The 12,255-nt window shown below is 68.1% G+C and carries 12 protein-coding genes; 10 read left to right on the top strand and 2 right to left on the bottom strand.

What is annotated here, in order from left to right:
* Positions 1 to 99 precede the first annotated feature (99 nt).
* A complete protein-coding gene (locus ACWF4Z_RS17880; protein WP_452244166.1) occupies positions 100 to 462 on the bottom strand; it encodes a hypothetical protein in 363 nt (120 codons plus the stop codon).
* Positions 463 to 559: 97 nt separating this feature from the next.
* Between ACWF4Z_RS17880 and argC the strand changes: the two genes are divergently transcribed.
* From argC to ACWF4Z_RS17840, 8 genes are read left to right on the top strand one after another with little or no spacing between them, the layout of a single operon-like run.
* A complete protein-coding gene (gene argC / locus ACWF4Z_RS17875; protein ID WP_452244165.1) occupies positions 560 to 1,591 on the top strand; it encodes an N-acetyl-gamma-glutamyl-phosphate reductase in 1,032 nt (343 codons plus the stop codon).
* A complete protein-coding gene (argJ, locus tag ACWF4Z_RS17870; RefSeq protein ID WP_452244164.1) occupies positions 1,588 to 2,814 on the top strand; it encodes a bifunctional glutamate N-acetyltransferase/amino-acid acetyltransferase ArgJ in 1,227 nt (408 codons plus the stop codon). The genes argC and argJ overlap by 4 nt, the downstream gene beginning before the upstream one ends.
* Complete coding sequence (gene argB / locus ACWF4Z_RS17865; protein WP_452244163.1) at positions 2,811 to 3,695, top strand: acetylglutamate kinase; 885 nt, start codon at positions 2,811 to 2,813, stop codon at positions 3,693 to 3,695. The genes argJ and argB overlap by 4 nt, the downstream gene beginning before the upstream one ends.
* Complete coding sequence (locus ACWF4Z_RS17860; RefSeq protein WP_452244162.1) at positions 3,688 to 4,890, top strand: acetylornithine transaminase; 1,203 nt, start codon at positions 3,688 to 3,690, stop codon at positions 4,888 to 4,890. Before argB ends, ACWF4Z_RS17860 begins: the two co-directional genes overlap by 8 nt.
* A complete protein-coding gene (argF, locus tag ACWF4Z_RS17855) occupies positions 4,887 to 5,822 on the top strand; it encodes an ornithine carbamoyltransferase (RefSeq protein ID WP_452244161.1) in 936 nt (311 codons plus the stop codon). The genes ACWF4Z_RS17860 and argF overlap by 4 nt, the downstream gene beginning before the upstream one ends.
* Positions 5,819 to 6,331, top strand: a complete 513-nt coding sequence (locus tag ACWF4Z_RS17850; protein ID WP_452244160.1) for an arginine repressor — start codon at positions 5,819 to 5,821, stop codon at positions 6,329 to 6,331. Before argF ends, ACWF4Z_RS17850 begins: the two co-directional genes overlap by 4 nt.
* Positions 6,332 to 6,343: 12 nt before the next feature.
* Positions 6,344 to 7,747 carry an argininosuccinate lyase gene (gene argH / locus ACWF4Z_RS17845; protein ID WP_452244159.1) on the top strand — a complete coding sequence of 468 codons (1,404 nt, stop codon included), beginning with the start codon at positions 6,344 to 6,346 and terminating at the stop codon, positions 7,745 to 7,747.
* 24 nt (positions 7,748 to 7,771) lie between these two features.
* On the top strand, positions 7,772 to 8,374 hold the full coding sequence (locus ACWF4Z_RS17840; protein ID WP_452244158.1) for a DNA-3-methyladenine glycosylase: 603 nt from the start codon (positions 7,772 to 7,774) through the stop codon (positions 8,372 to 8,374).
* Here the strand turns inward: ACWF4Z_RS17840 and ACWF4Z_RS17835 are convergent.
* Positions 8,358 to 9,311 carry an LLM class flavin-dependent oxidoreductase gene (locus ACWF4Z_RS17835; RefSeq protein ID WP_452244157.1) on the bottom strand — a complete coding sequence of 318 codons (954 nt, stop codon included), beginning with the start codon at positions 9,309 to 9,311 and terminating at the stop codon, positions 8,358 to 8,360. The two genes, ACWF4Z_RS17840 and ACWF4Z_RS17835, sit on opposite strands and share 17 nt — an antisense overlap.
* A gap of 110 nt (positions 9,312 to 9,421) precedes the next feature.
* On the opposite strand from ACWF4Z_RS17835, the gene ACWF4Z_RS17830 reads away from it, so the two are divergent.
* Together ACWF4Z_RS17830 and tyrS are read left to right on the top strand one after the other, a co-directional pair.
* On the top strand, positions 9,422 to 10,459 hold the full coding sequence (locus ACWF4Z_RS17830) for an App1 family protein (protein ID WP_452244156.1): 1,038 nt from the start codon (positions 9,422 to 9,424) through the stop codon (positions 10,457 to 10,459).
* Positions 10,460 to 10,519: 60 nt separating this feature from the next.
* The gene (gene tyrS, locus ACWF4Z_RS17825) at positions 10,520 to 11,824 is read left to right on the top strand and encodes a tyrosine--tRNA ligase (RefSeq protein ID WP_452244155.1); all 1,305 of its coding nucleotides are present in this window, start codon (positions 10,520 to 10,522) and stop codon (positions 11,822 to 11,824) included.
* The last annotated feature ends 431 nt before the right edge of the window (positions 11,825 to 12,255 follow it).

Below are 12,255 nucleotides of genomic sequence, written 5' to 3'. Positions count from 1 at the left end.
ACACCTCCAGCTGCGACTGAGTTGCAGATAGCTTACGACTCGAGACCTCGCCGCGATGGCACCTGCCGTACGGTCGCTCGTGACATGACGTGACCCACATCACCGGTACAAGACCACGACCATGACGACCATCGCGACGGCTGCGAGCGGAAGCGACGCGAAGAACGCCGCGGTGCCGGTCCAGAACGATGCCCAGCCCGCACGGTTGTAGGCAGCCGTCACCAGCAGTCCGACCACGAACTCGATCCCGGCGCCGGGAATTCCGAGGATCCAGCCCAGGAGCACGAGCCGATCCCGGTCGCTCCAGCAGCTGCCGAACCCCGTGCTCTGGCAGTTGAGCGGCGTCCGCCCGGGTGTCAGCAGGACGATCACGCCAAAGGCCGCGATCAGCGCGGCCAGCCAGCCGACGAACACCAGATAGCTGCCCGCCCGCCGCCGATCCTCGATGCCTTGGTTGTCCACGTCGCTCAGCCTGCCGCCGCGCGCGGCGGGGCGCCTGAGTGGTTCTACTCGATCGCGGATCTTGGATATTCATTCGGGTTGTGACATACTCATTCATATGAGTGTGACGGTGGCGGTCGCTGGTGCCAGTGGGTATGCGGGGGGCGAGCTGCTTCGGCTCCTGAGTAGCCACCCCGGGGTCGAGATCGGTGCGCTGACCGCCGGCGGGAACGCCGGTACCCAGCTCGGCGCGCATCATCCGCACCTCGTGCCGCTGGCCGGCCGGACCCTGCTCGAGACCACGGCGGAGAATCTCGCCGGTCACGAGGTGGTGTTCCTGGCTCTGCCGCATGGACAGTCCGCCGGAATCGCCGAGAAGCTCGGCGAGGACGTCACCGTGATCGACTGCGGCGCGGACTTCCGGCTGGTCGAGGCCGAGGCATGGGTCGAGTTCTACGGCGGAATGTACGCCGGCTCCTGGCCGTACGGACTGCCGGAGCTTCCGGGGCAGCGGGACAAGCTCCGCGGTTCGCACCGGGTCGCCGTACCGGGGTGTTATCCGACCGTCTCCACGCTCGCCCTCCTGCCCGCCGTACAGCAAGGTCTCGTTGATCCCGGCCAACTGGTGGTGGTCGCGGTCAGCGGTACGTCGGGCGCAGGCAGGGCGCCCAAGGCACACCTGCTCGGATCCGAGGTGATGGGCTCGGCGTCGGCGTACGGCGTCGGCGGCGTCCATCGGCACACACCGGAGATCGAGCAGAACCTCGCGCCGTACGTCGATCAGCCGGTCAGCGTCTCGTTCACACCGGTGCTGGTGCCGATGGCCCGTGGCATCCTCGCGACCTGCAGTGCACCGGTTGCCGACGGCACCGACCTCGCGACGCTGCGGCAGGCCTATGAAGATGCCTACCGCAACGAACCGTTCGTGCACGTGCTGCCCGAGGGGCAGTGGCCGCAGACGCAGTCGACCCTCGGCGCGAACACTGTGCAATTGCAGGTCGCCCTCGACCAGCGGACCGGCCGCGCCGTCGTCGTGGCCGCGATGGACAACCTCACCAAGGGCACCGCCGGCGGCGCCGTGCAGTGCATGAACCTGGCCCTCGGTCTGGACGAGACCCTGGCCCTTCCCCTCGTAGGAGTGGCACCGTGACTGATGTGGGGACCCTCGCTGTGACCCCAGATGGCTCGCTGGAATCCTGGGTCGATCGGAGCGCCGGGGTCACCGCGCCGGCCGGCTTCCGCGCGGCCGGGGTGATCGCGGGGATCAAACCAGCCGGCACACCAGACCTGACCGTTGTCGTGAACGACGGTCCTTCGGACGTCGCCGCGGGTGTCTTCACCACCAACAAGGTGAAGGCCGCGCCGGTGCTGTGGTCCCAGCAGGTCCTGTCCGCGGGCGTGTTGAAGGCCGTCGTGCTGAACTCCGGCGGCGCGAACGCCTGCACCGGCCCGGAGGGTTTTCAGGACACACACCAGACGGCCGAGAAGTTGGCCGAGGTCCTCGGCGTCGGAGCGGCCGAGATCGGCGTCTGTTCGACCGGCCTCATCGGCGAACGCCTTCCGATGTCCGCGCTCATCCCCGGCATCGATGCTGCGGTGGATGCACTCGGCGGTTCGCCCGAGCACGGCCTGGCCGCGGCCACCGCGGTCATGACGACCGACAACGTGCCGAAGCAGGCTGTGTTGAGGCATCCGGACGGCTGGAGCATCGGCGGGTTCGCCAAGGGCGCCGGGATGTGTGCGCCGAACATGGCGACGATGCTCAGCGTCATCACGACCGACGCGGTCCTGGACCAGCCGCACCTCGACCACGCGCTCCGGAACGCGGTCGGCAAGACCTTCAACCGGCTCGACGTCGACGGGGGTACGTCGACCAATGACACGGTGCTCCTGCTGTCGTCCGGAGCATCCGGAGTGACGGTCGCAGCCGAGGCCTTCGAGGCCGCGCTGACCGCCTTGGCTGCTGACCTGGTGAAGCAGTTGCAGGCGGACGCAGAGGGTGTGACCAAGCACGTCAGCATCACTGTGCAGGGCGCCGCCACGGAGGCCGAGGCGCTGGCCGCGGCGAAGCTCGTTGCCGAGGACAACCTGTGCAAGACCGCGTTCTTCGCCTCCGACCCGAACTGGGGCCGGATCGCGATGGCGGTCGGCAACGCACCCACGGCGTTCGACCCGTCGTTGCTCGACATCACGTTGAACGGGGCGCCGATCTGTGTTGCCGGCGGCAAGGGTGTCGACCGCTCGGAGGCGGATCTGAGCGGCCTCGAGATCGACGTACTGATCGACCTGCACGCCGGGTCCGGGTCGGCAACGGTGCTCACCACCGACCTGTCCCACGCGTACGTCGAAGAGAACTCGGCGTACTCCTCGTGACGACGACGCATGCGGCCGCGGTCGAGAAGGCCGCGGTCCTGACCGAGGCGTTGCCGTGGCTGAAGCAGTTCCACGGCAAGACGGTCGTGATCAAGTACGGCGGCAACGCGATGATCGACGAGAAGCTCAAGCGTGCTTTCGCCGAGGACATCGTCTTCCTCCGCTACGCCGGGGTCCGGGTCGTGGTCGTGCACGGTGGTGGACCGCAGATCAGCGAGATGCTCGGGCGGCTCGGGATCGACAGCGAGTTCCGCGGCGGGCTGCGGGTCACGACGCCGGAGGCGATGGATGTCGTCGGCATGGTCCTGGTCGGCAAGGTCGGTCGGGAGCTGGTCGGTCTGCTCAACTCCCACGGGCCGTTCGCGGTCGGTATGTCCGGTGAGGACGCCGGTCTCTTCACCGCGGAACGTCGTACGGCGCTGGTGGACGGCGAGGCCGTCGACATCGGGCTGGTCGGCGACGTGGTCGACGTACGCCCTGAGGCCGTGGTCGACCTGATCGACGCCGGCCGGATCCCGGTGGTGTCGACGATCGCGCCGGACGAGGACGGGCAGGCGCACAACGTCAACGCGGACACTGCGGCCGCCGCGCTCGCGGTCGCGCTGGGGGCCGAGAAGCTGATCGTTCTGACCGACGTGGCTGGCTTGTACCGGAACTGGCCGGACAGCGACGAGATCATCACCCAGATCGACACGGCCGAGCTGGCCGAGCTGCTGCCGTCGCTTGCCGCCGGCATGGTGCCGAAGATGGAGGCCTGCCTGCGGGCGGTCCAGTCGGGTGTCTCCCGCGCGACCGTGATCGACGGACGCGTACCGCACTCGCTGTTGCTGGAAATCTTCACCGACGCCGGAAGTGGAACCCAGGTGATCCCGCATGACTGAACTGCTCACAGTCGATGGCACGCAGGCGGCGCTGACCGAGCGCTACACCGGTGCGCTGATGAACACCTTCGGTGCACCCAAGCGAGTGCTGGTCCGCGGTGAGGGTGCTTACCTCTGGGATGCCGACGGCAACAAGTACCTCGACCTGCTCGGCGGGCTCGCGGTGAACTGTCTCGGGCACGCGCACCCGTTCGTGGTGTCTGCGGTCACCTCGCAACTCGCCACGCTCGGCCACGTTTCGAACTTCTTCGCCTCCGCACCACAGATCGCACTGGCCGAGAAGCTGCTCGGCCTTTTCGATGCCCCCGGCAAGGTGTTCTTCACGAACTCCGGCACCGAGGCGAACGAGGCCGCCTTCAAGATCACCCGGCGGACCGGCCGGACCAAGATCGTCTCCACCGTCGGTGCCTTTCACGGGCGGTCGATGGGCGCGCTCGCGGTGACCTGGAAGCCGGCGTACCGGGAGCTGTTCGAGCCGCTGCCGGGCGACGTGGAGTTCGTCCCGTACGGCGATGCCGAGGCGCTGGCCGCAGCCGTCGACGACCAGACGGCGGCCGTCATCCTCGAGCCGATCCAGGGCGAGAACGGCGTGGTCGTACCGCCACCGGGATATCTGCGGTCGGCCCGGAGCATCACGTCGGAGCACGGCGCGCTGCTGTGGATCGACGAGATCCAGACCGGGATCGGGCGGACCGGCACGTGGTTCGCGTTTGAGACCGACGGGATCACTCCGGACGTGGTGACGGTGGCCAAGGGGCTCGGCGCGGGGATTCCGATCGGCGCGTGCATCGGACTCGGCGCCGCCGCGGAGCTGCTGCAGCCGGGGAACCACGGTACGACGTTCGGCGGCAACCCGGTCGCGGCGATCGCGGGTCTCGCGGTGCTGACCGTGATCGAGCGGGACGGGCTGCTCGCCCAGGTGAATGCCGTCGGCAACCACCTCGCGTCCTCGGTGATCGCGCTCGACCATCCACTGATCGCCGGAGTGCGCGGCCGCGGGCTGCTGCTGGGGATCGAGCTGACGAAGCCGGTGTCGGATCAGGTGACGGCGCTGGCGTTGGAGGCGGGGTTCGTGATCAACAATCCGATTCCGGACGCGTTGCGGCTGGCGCCGCCGTACATCCTGAGCAAGGCTGATGCCGACAGCTTCGTCGCGGCCCTTCCCGGGCTGCTGGACCAGGTGGAGGCTCGATGAGCGTCAGACACTTTCTGCGTGACGACGACCTGAGTCCGGTCGAGCAGGACGAGGTCCTGACGCTTGCGCAGCAGTTGACCGACGACCGGTACGGGCACAAGCCGCTGGCCGGGCCGAAGACGGTCGCGGTGATCTTCGACAAGTCCTCGACCCGGACGCGGATCTCGTTCGCGGTCGGGATCGCCGAGCTGGGTGGGTCGCCGCTGATCATCGACGCGCAGACCTCGCAGCTCGGCCGGGGCGAGCCGATCGCCGACACCGCCCGCGTGCTGGACCGGCAGGTCGCGGCGATCGTGTGGCGGACGGCCGGGCAGACCCGGATCGACGAGATGGCGGGAGCCTCGCGGGTTCCGGTCGTGAACGCCTTGACCGACGAATTCCACCCGTGCCAGATCCTCGCCGACCTGCTCACCGTGCGACAGCACAAGGGGTCGACCGCCGGGCTGAAGCTGGTCTACCTGGGCGATGGCGCCAACAACATGGCGCACTCGTACTTGCTCGGTGGTGTCACGGCCGGGATGCATGTGGTGGTGGCGTCGCCGTCGGATTACCAGCCGGATCCTGCCGTCCTGGCTCGCGCTGTGGAGATCGCAGCGTCGACGGGTGGTTCGGTGCAGTGGACGGCCGATCCGCTGGAGGCGGTGGACGGTGCGGATGTCGTTGCCACCGACACCTGGGTGTCGATGGGGCAGGAGGCCGAGTCCGCGTTGCGGGAGGCGCCGTTCGTCCCGTATGCGGTGACCGAGCAACTGTTGACCAAGGCAAACTCCGACGCGATCGTGCTGCACTGCCTGCCCGCGTATCGCGGCAAGGAGATCGAGGCGGCCGTGATCGACGGCCCGCAGTCCGTCGTCTGGGACGAGGCCGAGAACCGGTTGCACGCACAGAAGGCGCTCCTGTCGTGGCTGTTGGCACGGAGTTTCCAGGCATGAGCATCGCCGTACCGACGACGAAGACCGCGCGGCAGCAGCGGATCGTCGACCTGCTCGGGCGGCAGCCGGTGCGGTCGCAGACCGAGCTCGCCGATCTCCTGGCTGCCTCCGGCCTCGTGGTCGGACAGGCCACGCTGTCGCGCGATCTGGTCGAGATCGGTGCGGTGAAGGTCCGTGATTCGACCGGCCAGCTGGTGTACGCCGTGCCCGGGGAAGGCGGCGACCGCACACCGCGGGCCGGTGAGGCTGCCGCGTTCGAGGCGCGGCTCGGCCGGGTCGCCTCCGAGCTGCTGGTGAGCGCCGAGGGCAGTGCCAATCTGGTGATCCTGCGAACCCCGCCGGGTGCGGCCCAGTACTTCGCGTCGGCGATCGACCACGTGGGACTGGACGACGTACTCGGCACCATCGCCGGCGACGACACCGTCATGGTCGTGTCCCGCAATCCCACCGGTGGCGAGGCCCTGGCCGCGCGCTTCCTGTCGCTGGCCGCCCGCTCCGAACCCAAATAGAGGACCTGAGAAATGAGCACGGAAGAAAGCGCCTCCCTGTGGGGTAGCCGGTTCAAGGGCGGGCCGGCCGATGCGCTGGCGGCGCTGAGCAAGTCGACCGACTTCGACTGGCGGTTGGCGCCGTACGACATCGCCGGGTCGAAGGCGCACGCGAAGGTGCTGCACCGCGCCGGGCTGCTGACGGACGAGGATCTGACCAAGATGCTCGCCGGGCTGGATCAGCTCCTGGACGACGTCCTGGCCGGACGTTTCCTGCCGGCACCCCAGGACGAGGACGTGCACACCGCGCTGGAGCACGGGCTGCTCGAACTGCTCGGCCCTGAGCTGGGCGGGCGGCTTCGGGCCGGGCGCTCGCGGAACGACCAGGTCGCGACGCTGTTCAAGAGCTACCTGCGTGAGCACGGCCGGATCATCAGTCGGCTGCTGCTGGAGCAGGTGAACACCCTCGCGGACCAGGCCGAGAAGCACCTCGGTGTCGCGATGCCAGGGCGGACGCACCTGCAGCATGCGCAGCCCGTCCTGCTCTCGCATCACCTGCTCGCACATGCCTGGCCGCTCGTCCGCGACCTCGACCGGCTGTCCGACTGGGACGCTCGCGTGGCCGTGGACTCGCCGTACGGATCGGGTGCGCTGGCCGGTAGCTCGCTGGGCCTGGACCCGCAGTTCGTTGCCACCGAGCTCGGGTACACCAACTCGTCGGCCAATTCGATCGACGGGACCGCGTCCCGGGACTTCGTCGCCGAGTTCGCCTTCGTCACCGCGCAGATCGGCGTCGACCTGTCCCGGCAGGCCGAGGAGGTCATCATCTGGGCGACGAAGGAGTTCGGTTTCGTCGAGCTCGACGACGCGTACTCGACCGGTTCGAGCATCATGCCGCAGAAGAAGAACCCGGATATCGCCGAGCTCGCCCGGGGGAAGTCGGGTCGCCTGATCGGCAACCTGAGCGGCCTGCTCGCGACGCTGAAGGCGCAGCCGCTGGCGTACAACCGGGATCTGCAGGAGGACAAGGAGCCGGTCTTCGACTCGATCGACACGCTCGAGGTGCTGCTGCCCGCGTTCACCGGGATGGTCGCGACGCTGCGCTTCAACACCGAGCGGTTGGAGGAGCTGGCGCCGCAGGGGTTCTCGCTGGCGACGGACATCGCGGAGTGGCTGGTTCGGCAGAAGGTCCCGTTCCGGGTGGCGCACGAGCTGGCCGGGGCGTGCGTCCAGGAGTGTGAGAAGCGCGGGATCGAGCTGTGGGATCTCACGGACGCCGACCTGGCGGCAATTTCGCCGTACCTCACGCCGGAGGTCCGCTCGGTGCTGACCGTCGAGGGTTCGCTGGCGTCGCGCAACACCCGGGGTGGTACGGCGGTCGATCGCGTGACCGAGCAGCTGGCCGAACTGCGGTCCCGGGCGGCGCACTTCGCCTGACCCCGGTCGCTTAGGGTGCTGCGCATGCCCGTACGCCGTTCGCAGCTCGATGGTCCCGTCCTGGACGTGGCTCCGACGCTTCTCGGCATGGTCGTGCGCAGCACCACCGACGAGGGCACCGTGGCCGCGCGGATCACCGAGGTCGAGGCGTACGACGGTCCGAACGATCCCGGCTCGCACTCGTACCGCGGCCAGACCCCGCGCAACGCGGTGATGTTCGGACCGGCCGGCTTCCTGTACGTGTACTTCACCTACGGCATGCACTACTGCATGAACGTCGTCGTCGGTCCGGCGAACCGCCCGTCGGCCGTACTGCTCCGCGCCGGCGAGGTCATCGAGGGGATCGAGTTGGCACGCGTCCGCCGAGGCACTGGGGACCGCGATCTGGCGCGTGGGCCGGCACGCATGTGTGTTGCCCTTGGCATCGGACGGGACGGCAACGGCATCGACCTTCTGGCCAAAGGCTCACCGATCCAGCTGCTCCCGGGTCCAGGCTTCGACGGCACGCCGCTCACTGGACCGCGAGTTGGTCTTCGTGAGGCGGCGGACTGGCCCTGGCGCTTCTGGATCCCCGGTGATCCGACTGTCTCGCCGTACCGACCCCACGTCCCTAAGCGCCGCGCTTAGCCAGCTCCAACACGTAGTCCAGCTGGGGCAGACCGTGCTCGACCTCCGGGTCCGGGAACAGGCCGATGTGGTGAACCCCGGCTGCCTCCAGCGCATCGAGGTGCACAGCGGCGTCGTCGAGCGTCCCGATCGCACCGATCTGCGTCCACCAGTCGACCGGCATGCCGACGAGGCCTTCAGCACCGGACTCCTCGAACAGCTTCTTCATGTCGTCGAAGAACGGCAGTGCGGTCACCCCTGGGTGGTTGGCGTCGATCCGCCATCCCAGCCACGGCGCAGTCCACTCGTACGCAGTCTTCCGGTCCGGGCGTACGCACATCGCCGCGAACACCGCGACGTCGAACCCCTCGGGTGATCCGGCGAGCTCGACCGACTGACGCACGTAGGGCGGTGTGGCGGGCTCCGCGAGTACGACGCCACCCGCGACCCGACCGGCCAAGGCCATCGACTTCGGCCCCATCACGCCGAGGAGGATCTTCGGCGGCTGCGCCGGCGGCGCGTCCAGCTTCACGTCCTTGAGGTAGACCGCCTTGCCCTCGAAGCTCACGCTCTCGCCGGCGAGCAGCCGGGTGACGGTCGTGGTGACCTCGTCGAGCGTGGTCAGGGGTGACTTCGGCTTGACGCCCATCTGCCCCATCCACTCCTGCACACCGTGCCCGATGCCGGGGATGAACCGCCCCGGGCCGAGCGCGTCCAGAGTGGCGAACTCCATCGCGGTCACCGCCGCCGTCCGCGCCACCGCGGGCACGATGCCGAGGCCGACCTTCAGCCGCTCGGTAGAGGTCAGAGCGGCCGCAACCAGCGACGGACCGGCCGTGAAGAAGCAGTCTTCGATGATCCACAGTTCGTCCGCACCACCCCGGTCGAGCCGACGGGCCACGTCGGTGACGAGGGCAGCGGGGAAGGTACGCGGGAAGCACATGCCGAGGGCTGTCATGTGGCGACCCTATGAGCAGCTACCGACAGTTGCGCCAGGACTGGGTAAAGGTGTTTCCGACGCAGCGGGGGAGCAGGCGTAGGGGACCTCGCTCCGGGTAGGTTTCCGGTATGGCCCGTCCGCACTACGCGTCCCGTCTCGAGGACTGGTTCAACATCGGGGTTGCGGCGATCCTCCGGCGGCGTGGCTGGCAGGAGCGGATCATCCCGCAGGTGGGCTACGGCACCACGGAGTTCGTGCGCGTGCTGGCGCGCGTCGTACTGGGCCGGGATCCGCGCAACCAGCCGCGGTACGACGAGGACCACGTCGTGCGGGGCTGGCGTGTCTTCGTGACAGCGCCGGCGACCAAGGTGCTGGTGACGGTGACCGTCAACGGGCAGACGTTCAACGCGGTGACCGATCGAGGCGGGTTCATCGACCTCACCGTGCCGGTGGTGCTGCCACCGGGCTGGCACGAGATCAGCCTGGGCGTGCACGGCGAGCGGCAGGCCAGGGCGCGCATCTACGTCCCCGACCCGGACGCCACCTTCGGACTGGTCAGCGACATCGACGACACCGTCATCCTGACGATGCTGCCGCGTCCACTGATCGCGGCCTGGAACACGTTCGTCCGCGACGAGCAGGCGCGTCGCGTCGTACCAGGGATGGCCGAGCTGTACGACGAGCTCCTGGCCGACCACCCGGGTGCACCGATCTTCTACCTGTCGACCGGCGCGTGGAACACGGCTCCAACCCTGACCCGCTTCCTGGCCCGGCACGGGTACCCAGCCGGCCCGCTCCTGATGACGGACTGGGGACCGACCAACACCGGCTGGTTCCGCAGTGGCCAGGAGCACAAGCGGACCGCCTTGCGCCGGCTCGCACGCGAGTTCCCGAACGTCCGCTGGGTGCTGGTCGGTGACGACGGTCAGCACGACCCACAGTTGTACGGCGATTTCGCGCAGACCCACCCGGATCACGTCCGCGCTATCGGTATCCGCCAGCTCACTCCGGCCGAGCAGGTGTTGTCACACGGTCTCCCGGTCCCCAACCAGGACCCGGGTGCCCATGACCCGCAGCGTCCGACGGCCGCCACGGTCCAGGGTCCCGATGGCCATGCGCTGCGGCCGCAGCTCCGGGCGGTCCTGACCCGCCCCGAGCCCACGTGAGGCTGTTGGGTGTGAATACAGGACACTTGTAGCTGACCGACGTACGCGGAGGAGAGACAAGTGACCGACAGCGGGACCGCAAGCCGCACCCAGGTGCTGGACGACCTGGAGAGCCGTGGCCTGATCGCCCACTCCACCGACCCGGATGCCCTGCGGGCTTCTATGGCGGCTGGGCCGATCACGTCCTATGTCGGCTTCGACCCCACCGCACCCAGCCTGCACATGGGCAACCTGCTGCAGCTGCTGACGCTGCGACGGCTGCAAGTGGCCGGCCACAACCCGATCGGTCTGGTCGGTGGAGCCACTGGCCTGATCGGTGACCCGAAGGAGAGTTCCGAGCGGGTGCTGAACCCGAAGGACCTCGTGCAGCAGTGGGTCGAGAAGGTCCGCGGCCAGGTCGAGAGGTTCATCGACTTCGACCAGTCCCTGCCTAACCCGGCCCGCATGGTCAACAATTACGACTGGACCAAGGACCTCAACACCCTCGACTTCCTGCGAGACATCGGCAAACACTTCCCGGTGAACCGGATGCTCGGACGTGAGGTCGTGAAGGCCCGGTTGGAGCAGGGGATCAGCTACACCGAGTTCAGCTACGTGCTGCTGCAGTCGCTGGACTACCTGGAGCTCTACCGGCGGTACGACTGCACACTGCAGACCGGTGGCAGCGACCAGTGGGGCAACCTGACCGCAGGTGTCGAGCTGATTCGTCGGGCCGACTCGGGCAAGGCGCACGCACTGGCCACGCCGCTGGTGACCAAGGCTGACGGGACCAAGTTCGGTAAGACGGAGTCCGGATCGGTGTGGCTGGATCGGGAGCTGACTTCGCCGTACGCGTTCTACCAGTTCTGGTTCAACAGCGACGACCGGGACGTGATGCAGCTGGTGCGGTTCTACACGTTCCGCACGGCGGAGGAGATCGCCGCGCTCGAGCAGGCGACCGCTGAGCGTCCACAGGCACGGGAGGCCCAGCGTGTGCTTGCGGAGGACGTGACAACGCTGGTGCACGGTGCCGACGAGACCGCGCGAGTGCAGGAGGCTTCGAAGGCGCTCTTCGGCCAGGGGGAGCTCGCATCACTGGACGGCTCCACTCTGGTTGCCGCACTACGCGAAGCGCCTCATGTCGAGCTGGGCGCTGGCGAACCGATGCCGTCGTACGGCGACCTCCTGGTGAAGTCTGGGTTGGTCGCGAGCAAGTCGGCCGCTCGGCGCACGGTGGCCGAGGGCGGTGGGTACCTCAACAACGAGAAGGTGAAGGACCCCGAGTACGTGCCCGGCACGGATGACCTGCTGCCTGGGGGAGTTCTGGTGTTGCGGCGCGGGAAGCGTTCATTTGCAGGGGTTCTGGCGGCTCCGGCGCAGGGCTGACGGTTGTGGTGCGGGGCCGGCGGGTGCGTCGGCTCCACTCCCACAGAAGGGTTGCCCGGGGCAAATTACAGCCGTGTGATTCAGCCCACCGGGAACCGATTTGACCGGCTACCTGGAAGCCACGTAATGTTCTTCTTGTTGGAGCGAGGCGCGGGACGCGAAAGCGGCCGGTCGCTCCGAACCCCCCAAGGCTAGCTGAGTCGAACCGGATTGTCTGATCCGGGGCGGTGGCTTGGATGCGGGTGGAAGGTCAGAAAAATCGGGTCTTGACCCGGTCTCACTGATCCTGTACAGTACTGCAGGTTGCCCCGGGATCCTGGCCGAAAGGTCACGGATGCGGTGTGCGTCCGATTCTTGAGAACTCAACAGCGTGCCGAAAGTCAATGCCGAAATTGTTTTATCCCCGTGCATGGGCTTCGGATGATCTTCTG

Source organism: Kribbella sp. NPDC055071 (genome assembly GCF_053608045.1).
This window is presented reverse-complemented; position numbering and strand designations above follow the sequence as displayed.